At 58.2% G+C, this 16283-nt stretch carries 20 protein-coding genes, 1 tRNA gene and 2 pseudogenes; 14 read left to right on the top strand and 9 right to left on the bottom strand.

The annotated features are described in order from the left end of the window. Positions 1-5: 5 nt before the first annotated feature. The 3 genes from ACSQ13_RS03870 to ACSQ13_RS03860 form a co-directional block, all read right to left on the bottom strand. Positions 6-335 carry a hypothetical protein gene (locus ACSQ13_RS03870; RefSeq protein ID WP_435988163.1) on the bottom strand — a complete coding sequence of 110 codons (330 nt, stop codon included), beginning with the start codon at positions 333-335 and terminating at the stop codon, positions 6-8. Then, positions 332-556: a helix-turn-helix transcriptional regulator gene (locus tag ACSQ13_RS03865; RefSeq protein WP_435988162.1), complete on the bottom strand. Its 225-nt coding sequence runs from the start codon at positions 554-556 to the stop codon at positions 332-334. Before ACSQ13_RS03865 ends, ACSQ13_RS03870 begins: the two co-directional genes overlap by 4 nt. Positions 557-835: 279 nt before the next feature. Then, positions 836-1507, bottom strand: a complete 672-nt coding sequence (locus tag ACSQ13_RS03860) for a hypothetical protein (protein ID WP_435988161.1) — start codon at positions 1505-1507, stop codon at positions 836-838. 101 nt (positions 1508-1608) lie between these two features. Between ACSQ13_RS03860 and ACSQ13_RS03855 the strand changes: the two genes are divergently transcribed. The 4 genes from ACSQ13_RS03855 (at position 1609) to ACSQ13_RS03840 (ending at position 4795) form a co-directional block, all read left to right on the top strand. Continuing rightward, positions 1609-2283: an XRE family transcriptional regulator gene (locus ACSQ13_RS03855; RefSeq protein ID WP_435988160.1), complete on the top strand. Its 675-nt coding sequence runs from the start codon at positions 1609-1611 to the stop codon at positions 2281-2283. Between the two features lie 339 nt (positions 2284-2622). Beyond that, positions 2623-3078, top strand: a complete 456-nt coding sequence (locus tag ACSQ13_RS03850) for a DUF2924 domain-containing protein (protein ID WP_435988159.1) — start codon at positions 2623-2625, stop codon at positions 3076-3078. Next, positions 3075-4397, top strand: coding sequence for a recombinase family protein (locus tag ACSQ13_RS03845; protein WP_435988158.1), 1323 nt, complete (start codon positions 3075-3077; stop codon positions 4395-4397). The genes ACSQ13_RS03850 and ACSQ13_RS03845 overlap by 4 nt, the downstream gene beginning before the upstream one ends. Then, positions 4397-4795 (top strand): hypothetical protein, encoded by a 399-nt coding sequence (locus ACSQ13_RS03840; RefSeq protein ID WP_435988157.1) that lies wholly within the window; start codon positions 4397-4399, stop codon positions 4793-4795. The genes ACSQ13_RS03845 and ACSQ13_RS03840 overlap by 1 nt, the downstream gene beginning before the upstream one ends. A gap of 99 nt (positions 4796-4894) precedes the next feature. On the opposite strand, the gene ACSQ13_RS03835 is transcribed toward ACSQ13_RS03840, so the two are convergent. Continuing rightward, the gene (locus ACSQ13_RS03835; RefSeq protein WP_435988156.1) at positions 4895-5554 is read right to left on the bottom strand and encodes a GntR family transcriptional regulator; all 660 of its coding nucleotides are present in this window, start codon (positions 5552-5554) and stop codon (positions 4895-4897) included. A 114-nt stretch (positions 5555-5668) separates the two neighbouring features. On the opposite strand from ACSQ13_RS03835, the gene ACSQ13_RS03830 reads away from it, so the two are divergent. From ACSQ13_RS03830 to ACSQ13_RS03815, 4 genes are all read left to right on the top strand, one after another. Next, positions 5669-5962, top strand: coding sequence for a ribbon-helix-helix domain-containing protein (locus ACSQ13_RS03830; protein WP_435988155.1), 294 nt, complete (start codon positions 5669-5671; stop codon positions 5960-5962). Positions 5963-6072: 110 nt separating this feature from the next. After that, on the top strand, positions 6073-6468 hold the full coding sequence (locus ACSQ13_RS03825; RefSeq protein WP_435988154.1) for a VOC family protein: 396 nt from the start codon (positions 6073-6075) through the stop codon (positions 6466-6468). Positions 6469-6488: 20 nt separating this feature from the next. Beyond that, positions 6489-7013: a twin-arginine translocation signal domain-containing protein gene (locus tag ACSQ13_RS03820; RefSeq protein WP_435988153.1), complete on the top strand. Its 525-nt coding sequence runs from the start codon at positions 6489-6491 to the stop codon at positions 7011-7013. 14 nt (positions 7014-7027) lie between these two features. Next, the gene (locus tag ACSQ13_RS03815) at positions 7028-8599 is read left to right on the top strand and encodes a GMC family oxidoreductase (RefSeq protein WP_435988152.1); all 1572 of its coding nucleotides are present in this window, start codon (positions 7028-7030) and stop codon (positions 8597-8599) included. 346 nt (positions 8600-8945) lie between these two features. Here ACSQ13_RS03815 and ACSQ13_RS03810 read toward each other — a convergent pair. From ACSQ13_RS03810 to ACSQ13_RS03790, 5 genes and pseudogenes are all read right to left on the bottom strand, one after another. Further along, a pseudogene (locus ACSQ13_RS03810) lies at positions 8946-9212 on the bottom strand (IS256 family transposase); the annotation flags it as partial. A 242-nt stretch (positions 9213-9454) separates the two neighbouring features. Then, positions 9455-9593, bottom strand: a pseudogene (locus tag ACSQ13_RS03805) (transposase); the annotation flags it as partial. A 63-nt stretch (positions 9594-9656) separates the two neighbouring features. Next, the gene (locus ACSQ13_RS03800; RefSeq protein WP_435988244.1) at positions 9657-9851 is read right to left on the bottom strand and encodes a deoxyribodipyrimidine photo-lyase; all 195 of its coding nucleotides are present in this window, start codon (positions 9849-9851) and stop codon (positions 9657-9659) included. A 44-nt stretch (positions 9852-9895) separates the two neighbouring features. After that, positions 9896-10111 carry a DUF2805 domain-containing protein gene (locus ACSQ13_RS03795; protein ID WP_435988243.1) on the bottom strand — a complete coding sequence of 72 codons (216 nt, stop codon included), beginning with the start codon at positions 10109-10111 and terminating at the stop codon, positions 9896-9898. Positions 10112-10429: 318 nt separating this feature from the next. After that, positions 10430-10519 (bottom strand) — tRNA-Ser (locus ACSQ13_RS03790). Positions 10520-10750: 231 nt separating this feature from the next. Here ACSQ13_RS03790 and ACSQ13_RS03785 point away from each other — a divergent pair. The 6 genes from ACSQ13_RS03785 (at position 10751) to ACSQ13_RS03760 (ending at position 16244) form a co-directional block, all read left to right on the top strand. Beyond that, positions 10751-11608 carry an SPOR domain-containing protein gene (locus ACSQ13_RS03785; RefSeq protein WP_176248358.1) on the top strand — a complete coding sequence of 286 codons (858 nt, stop codon included), beginning with the start codon at positions 10751-10753 and terminating at the stop codon, positions 11606-11608. A gap of 23 nt (positions 11609-11631) precedes the next feature. Beyond that, positions 11632-12801, top strand: coding sequence for a D-alanyl-D-alanine carboxypeptidase family protein (locus ACSQ13_RS03780; protein ID WP_176248359.1), 1170 nt, complete (start codon positions 11632-11634; stop codon positions 12799-12801). Next, positions 12798-13424 carry a dTMP kinase gene (tmk, locus tag ACSQ13_RS03775; protein WP_176248360.1) on the top strand — a complete coding sequence of 209 codons (627 nt, stop codon included), beginning with the start codon at positions 12798-12800 and terminating at the stop codon, positions 13422-13424. The genes ACSQ13_RS03780 and tmk overlap by 4 nt, the downstream gene beginning before the upstream one ends. An 82-nt stretch (positions 13425-13506) precedes the next feature. Continuing rightward, positions 13507-14622, top strand: a complete 1116-nt coding sequence (locus ACSQ13_RS03770) for a DNA polymerase III subunit delta' (protein WP_176248361.1) — start codon at positions 13507-13509, stop codon at positions 14620-14622. 18 nt (positions 14623-14640) lie between these two features. Next, on the top strand, positions 14641-15447 hold the full coding sequence (locus ACSQ13_RS03765) for a TatD family hydrolase (protein WP_295512557.1): 807 nt from the start codon (positions 14641-14643) through the stop codon (positions 15445-15447). Then, positions 15447-16244 (top strand): MBL fold metallo-hydrolase, encoded by a 798-nt coding sequence (locus ACSQ13_RS03760; protein WP_176248363.1) that lies wholly within the window; start codon positions 15447-15449, stop codon positions 16242-16244. Before ACSQ13_RS03765 ends, ACSQ13_RS03760 begins: the two co-directional genes overlap by 1 nt. The last annotated feature ends 39 nt before the right edge of the window (positions 16245-16283 follow it).

Below are 16283 nucleotides of genomic sequence, written 5' to 3'. Positions count from 1 at the left end.
ATGGGTCAGGCAGCAGCGGCCAGCTGCTTCACAGAGGCAGAGGGAACAGCGCCCTTTTGCGGGCGGGCGATGGCGAAATAGGCAAAGCGGTCAGGACCAAGACGTTCCTGGTAGAGATGGACGCGGCCAAGTTCTGAAAGCCGATACGCAGCGTCAGCCGTGGCCCGCAGGCCTTCGCAGGCTTCCTTGCCAAGCAACGAAACGTTCGGGGTCGTGTCGACGACCAAAAAACCGTGGTGATAAAGCAGCCGCGCACCAGGCTCGGCGACATCAACCCACGCAATCAGCGTGATTTCTGAAACAGCCGACGCGCTGGTCAAGACAGCGGCTCTCATGCGACGCTCCGGACGACAGTCAAACCCTGCTCAACGGTCGTTGCCTCGATATGCTTGACCTCGAAAGACAGGATATCTGTCTGGCGATAGCGCACATGTCGGCCAATACGGACGAACTGTGGCCCACGGCCTTCAGCGCGCCAACGTTCCAAAGTACGCGGCGCAATGTTCCAGCGCCGAGACAAGAGCTTCGTGCTCAGTAGAGTGTGTTCTTGCTCCATCGTCGTCCTCATCCAGTTGATGAGGGCAAATTGCCAAACCCTTGGGTTGGAGGTCGTGGCACAAACGGTCGGTGATCAATTTTAATTTTTGTAGGAAATTCAATGTCCCGGAAAATCTCGGTCGGTGCTCCAACCCAACACCAACCGTTCACCAACCAAGCACCGACCGAACACCAACCAAATGAATATGATCGATCGGGCACAGTCGCGAATCACGACCCGCTCAAGACATGAAAAAGCCCGCTCGAAGCGGGCCCGTTTACGTAAAGATATCAGCCCTCAGTGACCGAGACGCATACTCACAACCAGGGACGGCTCCAACATGTAGTAACCTCGGCGACCTGAGACCGGATGGACGATGTCACGCCACCCCTTGCGACTGGAGAACAGGTAACTCAGCTTTACCGAGGCAGACCCGGCCGCCGCCAAGATCTGCACGCCACGCTGTTCAGGATCACCCGTGACGGCGCAGATGAACAAATAGTTCAAAGCCCGCGCCTGCATGTCCGTGAACAGGTAGTGCTTTCCTTGAAGCTCAAACGCCAAAAACCGATCATAATCATTGGCATGCGGCGCATCAGCGGCCATTGCCGTGGCTTCCAATTGCTCACGTTCGTCAGCGCGTACAAGCAAGGCATCTCGATAGACGACCCAATCTGCGCCGCCCGCTGGTGTCATCACGGTTCCACCATTCAGCACAAAGGAGGCGACCGGGCAGGCTTGCTTGCGCAAAACGCGCATCGCGTCGCGCCTGTCGAGATCGACCACGCCCTCGAAGTCGGGATTGGGTTTGGGGGGGCGATCTTTCCGATCGGCCACGCTGAAAGAGCCATAAATGCGTACCGACAGGGTAAGTTGCCCCATCTCCACAACGTAACCCAGCTCCGACTCGGAGATGCCCCAGTCCGCCAAAACCTCGTTCAGCGTAAAATATTCTCGTGAAATCAACACTGGCAGCACCCCTCTTGTTCATGTATTGTTCGTATCTGTTTGACTGTCCGCTTTCAACAGAATACATATCCTATTAAGTCCACAGCCAACTGGGGATAACCATGATCGTCACGAACATCGCGCAGCGGCTGAAGGCACGCGCTTTCCAACTCGACATGACCCCCGCGGCCGTTGCAGAGGCCTCGGGCCTTAACCGTTCCTTTATCTATGACATCATCCGCGGCAAATCTGTGCGTCCGACCCGGTCTAAACTTCAGAAGGTTGCAGATGTCTTGAGGGTTGATGTTGCTTGGCTGATCGACGGTGATGGCACCCTAGAGGGTGAGGAGCCCAAGATCTACTCACCCGACATGACCTTTGTTGGCATTTCGGGCGTGAAGGCGAAGGCCTCGGCTGGTGGAGGCACGATCGTGCACGCCGAGGACGAGCAAGCCGGTAAGATGTATCATTTCCGGCAGTCTTGGATTGAAAATGAGCTTGACGCAAACGCAAAGCAGCTCAGGATCCTGCGCGTCACCGGTGACAGCATGATGCCCACGCTGAATGATGGCGATACGATCCTTGTCGATATGGGACGCAAGTCACCCTATCCGCCAGGCCTATTCGTGTTGCACGACGGCATGGGGCTGATGGCCAAGCGGATCGAACATATTCCGTCCAGTGAGCCACCGCGCATTAGCGTCACCTCTGACAATGCCAAATACTCGCCTTACGAATGCCTCTTGGACGAGGTCAACATCGTCGGCCGGATTCGCTGGTACGGCCGCCGCGTCTGAAAGGAGCGGCCGCCAAAGACCGACTCAAACCGACATAGGTCGACAAGCTTCTGGTTTAGCTTGTTAAAAGGGACTTTCAGCCGTCTTATTGGGGTCGAACCCGAAGAGGCATTTCATGAGAAACAAGCCACAAAGTAGCGGCTCGGGCCCCAACCCCCTGCCCCCAGACCGCATGACGGCGCACGAGCGCCGAACCGAGCTCTACGGCTTGCTGGCCAAGGCCGTCGTGCGCCTCATGGAGAGCGATTGCGACCATCTATCCGAGAATTCTGGAGACAGTTCGCTACACTTCCCGCGCGATCAGAGCGGTACTGCAACTCCAACTCAGAGGATATCTGCATGACCACATACGAACCAGTCTTGGCGCGCTTGGCCGCTTTGAAAGCCATGTCTGTCAACGAACTAAAGGCCGAATGGCAGGTGCTGTTTAACGCCCCTGCCCCCAACAACAGCCGCACGTTCTTGGAAAGCCGTCTCGCTTACCGGATCCAGGAGCTGTCCTACGGCGGCCCTGACAAGCAGACACGTCGCATGCTGGATATGCTGGCTGATGAGGTAGAGGGCACGCTGACGCGCAAGGCGCAGATTGCTGACCCCCGCAACCCTGTGGTGGGCACCAAGCTGATCCGCGAATGGGACGGCGTCGCCCACACAGTGACGGTTCTGAAGGAAGGCTTCGAATGGGGCGGCCGACGCTACAAGTCGCTGTCGGCCGTAGCGCGGGCCATTACTGGAACGCGGTGGAATGGCTATCGCTTCTTCGGACTTCGTGAGCGGAAGCGGGGTGAGGCATGAAGGACGTGTCCACAAAACCCGCCCGCCGCCTGCGCTGCGCCATCTATACCCGCAAGTCGAGCGAGGAAGGCCTCGAGCAGGAGTTCAACAGTCTGCATGCGCAGCGCGAGGCCTGCGAGGCCTTTATCGCCAGCCAGAAGTCAGAGGGCTGGGCGCTGGTGCGTGACCAATATGACGATGGCGGCATCTCAGGTGGTACCCTTGAGCGCCCGGGCTTGAAGCAGCTACTGGCCGACATCGAGGACGGGCTGGTTGATGTGGTTGTTGTTTACAAGATCGACCGCCTGTCGCGCTCGCTGATGGACTTTTCCAAGCTGGTCGAGGTCTTTGACCGCAACGGCGTCACCTTCGTCTCGGTCACGCAGTCGTTCAACACCACCACATCCATGGGCCGGCTGACGCTGAACATTCTGCTGTCCTTTGCTCAGTTCGAGCGAGAAGTTACCGCCGAGCGCATCCGTGACAAGGTGAAAGCCTCGCGTATGAAGGGTATGTGGATGGGCGGCAACATACCCCTCGGGTATGACGTGCGCGACCGTAAGCTGGTGGTGAATGCCGAGGAAGCCGACACCGTCGTGGACATCTTTACCCGCTTTGTAGAGGTCGGTTCGGCCACCGTTCTGGCGCGCGAACTACGCTCCGAAAGGTTGCGCAGCAAAAAGGGCACCTTGATTGACAAAGGTTACCTCTACCGCCTGCTCAACAACCGCGTGTACCGCGGCGAGGCCGTACACAAAGGCACCTCCTATCCCGGCGAGCATGACGCCATCATCGACGCGCGGCTTTGGGATCAGGTCCACGACATCATCGGCGAAAGCCCACGTACGCGCGCCAATAACAGCCGGACGCAAACGCCAGCGTTCCTGAAGGGACTGCTATTCACAGCCACCGGCGCTGCGATGACGCCCTCCAGCACGAAGAAGGGCACGCGCCGGTATCGCTATTATGTATCAATGGACCTTCTGAAAAACCGTGAGACGCCCGATGACGGAATCCCCCGCCGCTTGCCTGCGGATACAATCGAGGGTGCCGTCATTACCGAAATCCGCCGCGTCCTTCGCACCCCTGAAACCACAGCACAGGTCATTGCCAAACTGGACAGGGATGACATTCCCGAGGCTGACGCCATTGCCGCCTTGCAGCAGTTTCGGGAACTCTGGGCGCAGCTGTTTCCAGGCGAGCAGGCCCGCATCATTCAGCTGCTTGTCCGACGCGTCACAGTGACCGCTGAGGGCCTCGTCATTGATCTTCGCACTGACGGGATTGCTGGCGTCATGCGAGAGATGATGACACCGCGTCCGCTGGTGGCGGCGGAGTGATGGGCACCCCCGATACAATCCAGGTCTTCGTGCCGCTCAAAATCCGCAAGAAAAACGGGCGGCCGAAAATCCTGCCGCCTGCTGATTACTTACCGAGCGAAGACCAGACCCAAGACCCGCACATCCTGCGCGCCATCGGCAGGGCATGGGGTTGGCGGCGGCGCATGGAGGCAGGTGAGTTCGGGACTGTTCTGGACTTGGCAATCGCAGTGAACCTCGCTGAGCGCCATGTCAGCCGACAGTTGCGGCTGGCCTATCTCGCGCCAGATGTGTTGAAGCGGCTGGTCTATAAGCGCGAGGTCACAGCCGTGACGCTGATGGAGATTACGGAATGCGCCGCTTTGCCCTGGAGGGATCAGGCGGAGGTGGTGTTTGGTGAAGCTGTACAAGTTGGCTGAAGCACACAAACGTCCCACTGCGGACCTTCGTGCATCCTGCGGCGGATGGCGGGTCAGAGCCCTTCTCACCGACTTTCGGCGTTGAGGCGAACGTCCGGCTTAGTGAATCTGCGACAGAATTGAGGCAGTCTCGTGCTGTGCTTTTTCTATGTGACGTCTCATCGCGTTCTCTGCTGACCCGACATCGTCGCTCATAAGCGCATCGATGATTTTTTGGTGCTCTTGCCAAGAAGTTTCGGCGGAAATGCCTTGCCGCACGACGACACCCATAGCACGGCGAATGTGGTGCCAATTATTGCGCATTGCCGTGGCAATCGTTTCGTTGCCTGACCAATCGTACATCATGGCGTGAAACTCAAAGTCGGTCTGGATCTGGAGCCTCAAATCTCCGGACTTCACAGCGCTCCATCCGCGCGAAAGTAATTCCTTTGAAAGCGCCTCTGCGTTGCCGGGTTTACGATCATGGGCCAGACGTACTGCGAAAGGTTCTACTGCGCTGCGAAATTCATAGATTGATCTGAATTGCTCCGCACTGATCTGCGCGACCACGACGCCACGCTTGCCAGTGTCTTCGACAAATCCATTCGCCTTTAGAATGGATATCGCACTATTGACGGGCTGTCGCGAAACTTTGAGGCGGCCCGCAATGTCATCTTGGTTCAACCGCTCGCCCGGATCGAACTCCCCCGCGCAGATGGCATTCAGCAAGATATCGTAGGTCTGTTCTGTCAGCGATTTAGGGAGGGCAATTTCATCCATCAACGGGCTCCTTGAGTGGCTGCTTTTGGCCTGTTTGTCGGGAATTCTGGACTCCCTTTCTCATTTCGTATACGAAATATGAAATCGGTGTTGCAAGAGCTTTGGGAGGGAAACATGTGTGAAGTATTTGCGGGACAAGACCCTGAGCGGTATTCTAGTACGACGAGGCGGCTGCGTTTGAACGGGCAAAGCACGTCGATTCGCCTTGAGAACGCGTTCTGGGCAACACTCGATGACATTGCGGCACGGGACGGCGTGACAACGCCGATCTTCATCTCGACCTTGCATTCAGAGGTCTTGGAGCGACGCGGCGAGCCTGCCAACTTCACGTCATTATTGCGATGTGCCTGCATGAAATTCATGGAAATTTCCAAACAAAGAGCACCCAACAGCATCGCTGCCGAGTAGCTCAAACACTGCCAAATAAAAATCCGCGATGGTAGTAAGCGCATACTACCCGACCACCATGCCTTCCAAAGTACCCTGAAATCCAAATTAGATGATTTCAGGAGAACACAGTGGCCAAACAAATCCACTCAATGATCCGCGTCATTGACGAGGCGCGCGCAGTTCAATTCTATGACACAGCTTTCGGGCTCAGGATCGTGGACCGTTTGGATTTTCCAGACTTTACACTGGTCTATCTCTGCAACTCCGAGACTGAGTTCGAGTTAGAGTTGACAATAAACAAGGGCACGACCGAGGCCTATGATCTTGGCAACGGATATGGCCATCTGGCTGTTTCAGTCGACGATCTGGATGCCGAACATGCCCGTTTTGAGGCGGCAGGCCTTAACCCCCGAAATCTTGTAGAATTCGCGCCCGCTGGAAAGACCATCGCGCGCTTCTTCTTTGTTGCCGATCCCGACGGGTACCAAATCGAGGTACTTGAACGGGGAGGTCGTTTCAAATGACATCAAAGGGAGGAACAATGATGTCCGATACGAAGATCCCGAAGGGGCTGACACGTCGCCAACTTCTGTCGCGCGCGAGTGCTGCAGGGGCGTCTTTTGTGGTGGGGGCGGGCTTTCTGGCTGCACCAAATGGCGCTTGGGCGATGACGACAAACGCGCTCAAACCTGAAACCATGGCAAGCTTGGTGCAGATGGCACGCGATATCTATCCGCACGATCAGGTGGGCGACGAATATTACGTCATCGCAGTCAAGGGCTATGACACGGTGGAGGCAGCGCCTGGTATCGAAGAGGGCATCGCCAAGCTGAATGCCGCAGCTCAGGCCGCAGGGCATGACAGCTATCTCGCTGCTGGGTGGGAGCGCGACCGCGTTGATATTTTGCGTTCCATCGAAGATGACGGGTTTTTCCAGCAAATCCGCGGTGGTCTGGTGACCGGACTTTATAACCAAAAGGCCGTCTGGCCGATCTTTGGGTATGAAGGTGCCTCGTTCGAGTTCGGTGGCTACATCGAGCGCGGCTTTGACGACATTAACTGGCTGTAAGGAGGAGACAACAAATGACAGCTCCATTTGAACTATCCGACGACAGTGTTGTCGTCATTATCGGCACAGGCGCAGGCGGCGGTGTTCTGGCAAATGAACTTGCGCAAAAAGGCGTCAGCGTTGTGGCACTGGAGGCCGGTGGTCGCCACTTGCCCGAGGATTTTATCAACGATGAATGGGACAGCTTTGGCCAACTCGCATGGCTCGACCCTCGCACGACCAGCGGTGACTGGCGCGTGGCCAAAGACTTCTCGGGTCTACCGGCTTGGATCGTGAAATCGGTTGGTGGTACAACGCAGCACTGGGCAGGTGCTTCCCTGCGCTTTCAAGACCATGAGTGGAAAGCGCTTACGACCTACGGCGATGTGCAGGGGGCAAACCTTTTGGACTGGCCCATTGAGCCTGCCGAGATGGACCCGTGGTACACAATGGCCGAGGACAAGCTGGGCGTGACGCGCACAGGTGATCGTCCCGGCCTTCCGGGCAACAACAACTATAAGGTCTTTGAGGCTGGCGCGAAAAAGCTGGGCTATGAAGAGGTCCATACAGGGCGTATGGCGATCAATTCTGATGAAAATCGTGATCGTATGATGTGTCAGCAAACAGGGTTTTGTTTTCAGGGCTGCAAATGGGGGGCGAAATGGTCTGCCGGCTACGTCGACATTCCCGAAGGCGAAGCGACAGGCAATCTCGAAGTACGCTCCAACAGCCATGTCGCGCGAATTTTGCACAACGAGGACGGCAAGGTCACCGGCGTCGAATACTTTGACAAAGACGGCACCCTGCAGATGCAAAAGGCGCGGATTGTCTGTGTTGCGGGCAACTCGTTTGAGAGCCCACGCCTACTGCTGAATTCGGCCTCCGAGATGTTCCCGAACGGGCTTGCCAACTCCTCAGATCAAGTAGGACGCAACTACATGAGGCATATGACCGGGTCGGTCTATGCGGTTTTCGACAAGCCGGTGAAGATGTGGCGCGGCACAACGATGGCTGGAATTATTCAGGACGAATCCAAACACGACCCATCGCGCGGTTTTGTGGGTGGGTACGAGCTAGAGACGTTGTCGCTGGGTCTGCCATTCATGGCGGCCTTCCTTGATCCGGGCGCGTGGGGACGCGAGTTCGCATCAGCTCTGGATCAATACGAGAACATGGCTGGCATGTGGATCGTAGGCGAGGACATGCCGCAGGCCGACAACCGTGTGACTTTGAACATGGATGTCAAAGACCAACATGGCCTACCTGTTGCCAACGTGCATTTTAGCGATCATCCCAACGATGTCGCCATGCGCAAGCATGCCTATACCCAAGGCCAAGCTGTCTATGATTCGGTCGGAGCCACGCGGACCTTCCCAACGCCACCGTATCCATCGACCCACAATCTGGGCACCAACCGCATGTCGGAAAAGCCAGAGGACGGCGTGGTGAACAAATGGGGTCAAACCCATGATATCGAAAACCTGTTCATCTCGGATGGGTCTCAGTTCACCACGGGCGCTGCCGAAAATCCGACGCTGACTATTGTGGCGTTGGCGATCCGGCAGGCTGATCACATCGCTCGCGAAATTAGCGCAGGCAATATCTAAGCAATATGGCGGCACCTTTCGGTGCCGCCATTCCATCTGTGTCAATCTGGGTGAAGCCAGTTTAATGCTGCGTCGCAAGCTGTCGAGCGCAGACCTGGCTCTCTCTATCTCCAACGGCAGCTTCGTCCGGCAGACTGAGAGTTCAACCAGTTCCAAATTTGTACTCGCAGCGAATGGCTGGTTCGACGGGCCGCACCGAGGCGTCGGACACCTCAAATGGGCGGCGGCTTTCGCGGAATAGTTCTTCCGTAAGTTCTGGGTAAGAAACCAACAGCTCCGAAAGCGACGCCATCCCATCTCCATCGGTATCAATCGAGCTATGCTTGAATTTGGGTGACGCGCGTCATCAGGCGGCGCGGTTTTTGGCGTCATTCTTCACTTCGACGCCGTCGTTGAATTTGATTCCTTCGATGACTTTTGGCAACTGATTTCTGCCTTTGAGGCGCAGCCATGTTTTCGATGCGGACTGGATGAGGGTGAAGACCATCAGTTTTGCGGTCTTTTGCAAGAGTGCGCCTTTGGTGCGCACCGTTCTATGCCGCACCGTTGCGAAGACGCTCTCGATGGGATTCGAGGTGCGCAGATGGCCCCAATGCTTGGCCGGGAACGGGTGTGTAATACAACGATGACCGGCTGACCTTCAGCAACTTGCATTGGCGCGTCAAGCTGAGCTTCGAATTCTTCTTGCGGATCATATCGCGACGTTCAGACGGGCTCATCGCTTCAGCCCTTGTGACAAAAAATCGTTCTCCACCGCAAGCTGGCCAATCTTGGCGTGCAGGTCCTTGATCTCGCCGTCCTTATTCTCAGCCTTCTTGACCTTGTCTGAGAACACCCCTGCCATGCCTTCAATCGCCTGCCGTTTCCACGTGCTCACCTGCGTAGGGTGCAACTGGCGCTTCGCTGCGATCTCCTGCACCGTCTTGTCGCCACGTAGCGCCTCAAGCGCCACAGCAGCCTTAAACTTGTCTGAAAAGTTCCGTCGCTTCGTCATTCTCGTATCCATTCATCAGTGTTGGATACATCTTAGCACGCTGTCCAATTTTGCCGGACCACTTCAGTCGAGGTCACAAAGGCTGTCATGAATAAAATGCCAATGGCGACAAGATGCGAAGGGGTGTTGCCAATATTCAGGCTCAACAATGTAAAGTGGGATGACCGGCGCGTTTGACTGAGCCGCAGCCAGTAACGGGCCGTGATCATTAACACGCAAGTCACGCTTGAACCAAACTATACGCGGTGAATGCGTCATGCCTTTAACGTTGCTTTCAATATGGCGAGCCACAATTTCAAAACCTACTTATAAGTTTCTCGCCGGTCACCAAAGTCGCGCACACGCTTGCGCCAAGCCCTGTAGCTGCCGCTCTTTAGCGTATCACGCATCAGAGTTTTGACCTGCTTGTCGTTGATCCCATATTCAGCCTGAATGTGCGAAAAACTAATGTGATCAGACAAAGCCATTTGTATGATCTCACTGACATGCTCGGGCGGTAAGTCGTCTATATTATTCATGAATGTGAGATAGAGTGCAGCGATACAAAGGCAAGTTTTCATCGTTAGTCCCGCCCCGCGGTTTGCATCGTATTTCGATACCGCTTGAGACTTCGAAAAGGGCGCTCCCTCAAAAACAACAACACATTGAAAATACTATACTTTTTGAATGCGTCCTTCTGAACACCTAGGGCGGTCGGTTAGAGACAAAGCGGGTTCAGAGACCGGTTTTGGGTATTTAGCCAGTCTCCGAAGGGCGGTCGAAACGGCTAAACCCCTTTGAAACCAAAAGAAAAAATGACCCCATAAGGGCCCATCATCGGTTTCGGTAAGTGTAAGTGGCGGAGGAGGTGGGATTCGAACCCACGGTACGCTCTCACGCACGCCGGTTTTCAAGACCGGTGCATTCGACCACTCTGCCACTCCTCCGCAGCACAGACCGCATAGAGGGGTGCCAGCGATTCTGCAAACCTCGAAATGCACCCAGTTCACGACAATCGGCGGGGAATTTTGCCGATCCTGCAGCGGCAGCCTTTTCAGCGCGGGCTGCAAAGGCTAGTGTGACGCCAAGACCTCGGCAACGGGGCGTGAAACATGCCGTATTCACGGCGCGAATGGGCAACGGCGAAAACGCCGGGTCCGCAGGCAAGGACGACGGGTATGGACAGGCGTAAGGTTTCTTTATTCTCTCAGGCGCGGCCGCTTTTGATGGCGACTGTGGGCTTTGTGGCGTTGACTGCGCTGGCGGGGTGCGATGCCAACGGCCAGTTTGGACTGGGCCAAAAGAACGACACGGCATCGGCACCCACCTCGACCAAGCTCGTGGAGCGTGATGTCGAAGCGCCGGATGTGTTTTCCGTGACAGATCAGGGGCTTTGGGACGGACGGCCCAGTTTGGGCGGCGTCTGGGTCGCCCACCCCGATGTGACAGACCCCGAACGCGTGATCATCCGCAACGAGGCCAACGGGAAATTCGTGATCGGTGCGTTGTTCCGCCGTGAACGCGATCTGCCGGGGCCAAATCTGCAAATATCATCTGATGCGGCGGCGGCCTTGAATGTGCTGGCCGGTGCCCCTGCCCCGCTGAATGTCACCGCATTGCGCCGCCAAGAGGTGGGTGCGCCGGCTGAGGATTCAGCCCCTGAGGCGACGGTCGAAGCACCGGCAACCGTGACCGAAACCGCGCTTGCCCCTGTGGCCACTGCTGCGGCTGCCGCGATTGAAGCGGCCCCCGCGACCCCCGCCCCCGCGACCCCCGCCCCTGCGCCGACGCAGCCCTCCAATCTGGCAAAACCTTATGTCCAGATCGGGATCTTCAGCGTCGAGGCAAATGCCGACCGCTCTGCCAACCAGATGCGCAGCGCCGGTATGTTGCCCACCATCAAACGTAGTGAAATTAACGGCAAAGCCTTCTGGCGCGTTTTGGTCGGCCCCGCCGCCACCAAGACGGAGCTGACCGCCTTGCTGAAATCCATCAAAGCTGAAGGGTTCTCGGACGCATATGCCGTGTCCAACTGATCCAAAGCCAAAGGAGCTTTAACATGATCCGCATCTTCGCTGCCACGCTGGCGCTGGTCTTTCTATCCCTGCCCGCGCTGGCCTTCGAGACCCGCGCGACGGCGGCCTATGTGGTTGACCAGACCACCGGTACCGTCTTGATGGCAAAGGATGCGGACACGCCTTTGCCGCCCGCGTCGATGTCCAAGCTGATGACGCTCTATATGGCGTTCGAGGCGATCGAACGGGGCAAAAGCAATGGCGGGCTTGATCTGACCGAAAAGCTGCCGGTGTCCCAACATGCGATGTCCTATGGCGGGTCGACCATGTTTCTGGATACCACCGACCGCGTGTCGGTGGAGGATCTGTTGCGCGGCATTATCGTCTTGTCCGGCAACGATGCCTGCGCCGTGATCGCCGAAGCGCTCAGCCCTGATGGCACCGAAGCGGGATTTGCGCGGTTAATGACACAGCGCGCGCAGCAAATGGGGATGACCAATTCAACCTTTGCCAATTCAAACGGCTGGCCCGCCGCCGGGCAGCGTATGTCGATGCGCGATCTGGGGTTGCTGGCGATGCACCTGATCAATGACTACCCGCAATATTATCCGCTGTTTTCGCAACGCGAGTTTCTGTTTGACGGCCGCGCGCCGCAAAACAAAAGCAACCGCAACCCGCTGCTGGGTCTTGGTATCGGTGCCGATGGTCTGAAAACGGGCCACACCGAAGAGGCCGGATATGGTCTGGTGGGGTCGGCCAAACAGGGCAATCGCCGGGTGATCTTTGTGATCTCGGGGCTGGAAACCGCCGCCGCGCGTGCACAGGAATCCGAGGCGATTGTAAACTGGGCCTTCCGGCAGTTCTCGCAACGCTCGATGGGGGCGGCGGGTACTGAAATCGCGCGGGCTCCTGTTGCCATCGGATCGGCAAGCTCGGTCGGGTTGGAACTGGCCAAGGATCTATCGGTGTTGATCCCTGTTTCGGGCGGAAGCCAAGTGGTTGCCGAAGTGGTCTATAAAAGCCCGTTGCGCGCCCCTGTTGCCAAGGGTGACCCTGTGGGCGAACTGGTTCTGACCCGTGGCGATCTGCCCGAAGTCCGCGCCCAGCTTGTCGCCTCCGAGGCCGTGGCCCCCGGTGGTTTCATGGTGAAACTGACCGCCGCCGCCCAACATCTGCTGAACCGCCTTAACGAAGGCCCCGAGGACGCTTCGTGACCGCAAAGGGGTTTTTCATCAGCTTTGAGGGCATTGACGGATCGGGCAAGTCGACCCAGACCAAACTGCTGAAACAAGCGCTTGAGGCATCGGGCCATGACGTGATCCTGACCCGCGAGCCCGGCGGGTCTCCGGGGGCCGAGGAAATCCGCGCGCTGGTGCTTCAGGGCGATCCGGACCGCTGGTCGGCGCATACTGAAATCCTGTTGTTCACCGCCGCCCGGCGCGACCATCTGGAACGCACCATCCAGCCTGCGCTGGATGCGGGCAAGGTGGTGATCTGCGACCGTTTCGCCGACAGCACCCGTATGTATCAGGGGCTGAGCCGTGGCGATCTGCGCAGCACCGTTGACCAGTTGCACGACTTGATGATCGGCATTGAACCCGACATGACCATCCTGATCGACATGGACCCTGCCCAAGGGCTGTCGCGCGCCCTGTCGCGCAACACCGCCGAAGAACGGTTCGAGGATTTCGGCGAAAGCCTGCAAGTGGCCATGCGCAAAGGGTTCCTGTCCCTCGCGCAGGAATTCAGCGACCGCTTTGTCGTGATTGACGGCGCGCAAGCGATCGAAGCCGTTGCACAGGATATTCTGGCCGCGACCCGACAGCGGCTGGCATAATCCACCGCTTTCCCGCTCAGGCATCCGCGAATTATGCAGTGCGCCCTCTTCCAACGGACGCATTCCGTGTTAAACGCAATACATGAGCGACGATACCCCCCAGCCAGACCGCATTGACGGCACGCACCACCCGCGCGACACCCCCCGCCTGATCGGTCAGGAGGCTGCCGAAGCCGCGTTTCTGGACGCCTTCAATTCCGGTAAATTGCATCATGGCTGGCTGTTGACCGGCCCTCGGGGTGTGGGCAAGGCAACCCTGGCCTGGCGCATCGCCAGATTTCTGCTGGCAACCCCTGATCCCGATGAGGGCGGCATGTTTGCCCCCGAAACCCCGACCAGTCTGGATATCGACCCCGACCACCCGGTGGCGCATCGCATTGCCGCCGGTGGCGAAGGGGCGCTTAAATCCGTGACCCGCACCGTGGATGAAAAAACCAAACGTCTGCGCAAACAGATCGTTGTGGATGACATCCGCAAACTGAACGGTTTTTTCCATATGTCGGCGGCAGATGGTGGCCGCCGTGTGGTGATCGTGGATGACGCCGACCTGATGAACCCCAACGCGGCCAACGCGCTGCTCAAGATGCTTGAAGAACCCCCTGCCCGCGCGATTATCCTGCTGATCAGCCACCGCCCGTCAGGCTTGCTGCCCACCATCAAATCGCGCTGCCGTACCTTGCGACTGGGCACCTTGTCGCCCGACCAGATGGCGCAGGCGCTGGCTCAATCGGGTGTGGATGTCCAAGGCGATCCCGCGGCCCTTGCGGCGCTGTCGGGCGGCTCTGTCGGTGGCGCGCTCGGGCTTTCCTTGATGGGCGGCCTCAAGATGTATGCCGAACTGGTCGGCATTCTGGGCACCCTGCCCCAGATGGACCGGTCCCGCGCGCTGGCTCTGGCCGAAGCCGCCGCCACCCGCGGTGCCGAAGAAAAACTGACGCTGCTGTTTACCCTGATTGACCTGTTGATGCTGCGCCTTGCCCGTAGCGGTGCCACAGGCCAGCCCCCCGAAACCGAAGCCGCCCCGAACGAGCGGGCAGTGCTTGCGCGCCTGTCCGCAACCCCCGCGCAGGGCCGCGCATGGGCCGAAGCCGCCCACGAGATCGGCACCCGCGCGCGTCACGGGATGGCCGTCAACCTTGACCCTGCTGCACTGGTCCTAGATACCCTGTTCAAGATGGGTCAAACCGCACCCAGATGATCAACAAACGGGACCGGCATGAGCGACATTTACCCCATTACCGACAGCCATTGTCACCTTGATTTTCCCGATTTTCAGGATGAATTGCCAGATGTGATCGACCGCGCCGTGCAGGCCGGCGTCACGCGCATGGTCACCATCTGCACCAAGCTGAAAAACGAACCCGCCGTGCGCACCATCGCCGAAACCTACGCGCCGGTGTTTTACGCCGCCGGAACCCACCCGATGAGCGTGGCAACAGAACCCATGGCCAGCTATGACGACCTGCTGGCGCTGACCCGTCATCCCAAGATGGTGGGCATCGGCGAAACCGGGCTTGATTACCACTACACCGCTGAATCGGCCGACATCCAGCAAACCTCGCTGCGCACCCATATTGCCGTGGCCCGCGATACGCGCTTGCCCCTGATCATCCATTCGCGCGACGCCGATGACGACATGGCCCGTATCCTGCGCGAGGAATACAGCAACGGCGCATTTCCTTGCGTGATGCATTGCTTCTCCAGCACCGCTGAACTGGGCCGTGCCGCCCTTGATCTGGGGTTCTATCTGTCGATGTCGGGCATCACCGCCTTCCCCAAAAGCAGCGATTTGCGCGACATCTTTGCGGCCGCACCGCTCGACCGGATACTGGTTGAGACCGACAGCCCCTATCTGGCCCCGCCCCCGCACCGTGGCAAACGCAATGAACCGGCCTATACGGCACATACCGCCCGGCGCGGCGCGCAAACCTTTGGCCTCGACTACGCCGATTTCGCGGCCCAGACCCAAGCCAATTTCGACCGCCTGTTTACCAAGGTCGCGGCCTTCACCGGGGCAGCATAATGGCAACGATGAAGATCACCATTCTGGGCTGCGGCTCGTCGGGCGGGGTGCCGCGCCTTGGCGGGCAATGGGGCGCTTGCGATCCGACAAACCCCAAAAATGCCCGCCGCCGCTGCTCCATCCTCGTGGAACGGATCAGCGAAACGGGCACCACATCCGTGCTGGTCGACACCTCACCCGACATGCGCAGCCAGTTGCTGGATGCCAATGTCGGACGGCTTGATGCGGTGATCTATACCCATTCGCACGCCGACCATGTGCACGGCGTCGACGACCTGCGCATGATCGTGATCAACATGCGCAAACGCCTGCCCGTCTGGGCCGATATCCCTACCCGCGAGGCCCTGTTCGACCGCTTTGGCTATGTCTTCATCCAACCCGAAGGGTCGTCCTACCCGCCCATTCTGGACATGAACCTGATCGACGGCGACGTCACCATCGACGGCCCCGGCGGCCCCCTCAACTTCACCCCGTTTCTGGTCAACCACGGCGGCATCGACGCGCTTGGCTTCCGGATGAACGATGTCGCCTATCTGCCGGATGTGGCCAGAATACCCGACGCCGCATGGCCGCATCTGGAAAACCTCACCTGCTGGATCGTCGACGCCCTGCGCCGCGACCCGCACCCGACCCACAGCCACCTTGAACAAACCCTGGGCTGGATCGAAAAAATGGCCCCCCAAACCGCCGTGCTGACCAATATGCACAATGATCTGGATTACGACACCGTCGCCGCCGAAACCCCCGATCACATCCAACCCGCCTATGACGGCATGACGCTGACCTTTCCCGCCTGATTTCATTTTGCCAGATAAACTCCACGGGGGTCTGGGGGT

Source organism: Sulfitobacter sp. SH22 (assembly GCF_965641905.1).
Classification (GTDB): domain Bacteria; phylum Pseudomonadota; class Alphaproteobacteria; order Rhodobacterales; family Rhodobacteraceae; genus Sulfitobacter.
The sequence above is the reverse complement of the archived record's forward strand: the minus strand, read 5'-3'. Positions and strand labels throughout refer to the sequence as shown.

What these genes read in the sequence shown, in the direction of transcription:
- ACSQ13_RS03850 (WP_435988159.1), top strand. Translation starts at nt 2,623, where the DNA reads ATGACCACATACGAACCAGTCTTGGCGCGCTTGGCCGCTTTGAAAGCC.
- ACSQ13_RS03865 (WP_435988162.1), bottom strand. Translation starts at nt 556, where the DNA reads ATGGAGCAAGAACACACTCTACTGAGCACGAAGCTCTTGTCTCGGCGC.
- ACSQ13_RS03820 (WP_435988153.1), top strand. Translation starts at nt 6,489, where the DNA reads ATGTCCGATACGAAGATCCCGAAGGGGCTGACACGTCGCCAACTTCTG.
- ACSQ13_RS03765 (WP_295512557.1), top strand. Translation starts at nt 14,641, where the DNA reads ATGAGCGACATTTACCCCATTACCGACAGCCATTGTCACCTTGATTTT.
- ACSQ13_RS03845 (WP_435988158.1), top strand. Translation starts at nt 3,075, where the DNA reads ATGAAGGACGTGTCCACAAAACCCGCCCGCCGCCTGCGCTGCGCCATC.
- ACSQ13_RS03800 (WP_435988244.1), bottom strand. Translation starts at nt 9,851, where the DNA reads ATGACGCATTCACCGCGTATAGTTTGGTTCAAGCGTGACTTGCGTGTT.
- ACSQ13_RS03870 (WP_435988163.1), bottom strand. Translation starts at nt 335, where the DNA reads ATGAGAGCCGCTGTCTTGACCAGCGCGTCGGCTGTTTCAGAAATCACG.
- ACSQ13_RS03780 (WP_176248359.1), top strand. Translation starts at nt 11,632, where the DNA reads ATGATCCGCATCTTCGCTGCCACGCTGGCGCTGGTCTTTCTATCCCTG.
- ACSQ13_RS03840 (WP_435988157.1), top strand. Translation starts at nt 4,397, where the DNA reads ATGGGCACCCCCGATACAATCCAGGTCTTCGTGCCGCTCAAAATCCGC.
- ACSQ13_RS03785 (WP_176248358.1), top strand. Translation starts at nt 10,751, where the DNA reads ATGGACAGGCGTAAGGTTTCTTTATTCTCTCAGGCGCGGCCGCTTTTG.
- ACSQ13_RS03760 (WP_176248363.1), top strand. Translation starts at nt 15,447, where the DNA reads ATGGCAACGATGAAGATCACCATTCTGGGCTGCGGCTCGTCGGGCGGG.
- ACSQ13_RS03795 (WP_435988243.1), bottom strand. Translation starts at nt 10,111, where the DNA reads ATGAATAATATAGACGACTTACCGCCCGAGCATGTCAGTGAGATCATA.
- ACSQ13_RS03815 (WP_435988152.1), top strand. Translation starts at nt 7,028, where the DNA reads ATGACAGCTCCATTTGAACTATCCGACGACAGTGTTGTCGTCATTATC.
- ACSQ13_RS03830 (WP_435988155.1), top strand. Translation starts at nt 5,669, where the DNA reads ATGTGTGAAGTATTTGCGGGACAAGACCCTGAGCGGTATTCTAGTACG.
- ACSQ13_RS03835 (WP_435988156.1), bottom strand. Translation starts at nt 5,554, where the DNA reads ATGGATGAAATTGCCCTCCCTAAATCGCTGACAGAACAGACCTACGAT.
- ACSQ13_RS03770 (WP_176248361.1), top strand. Translation starts at nt 13,507, where the DNA reads ATGAGCGACGATACCCCCCAGCCAGACCGCATTGACGGCACGCACCAC.
- ACSQ13_RS03855 (WP_435988160.1), top strand. Translation starts at nt 1,609, where the DNA reads ATGATCGTCACGAACATCGCGCAGCGGCTGAAGGCACGCGCTTTCCAA.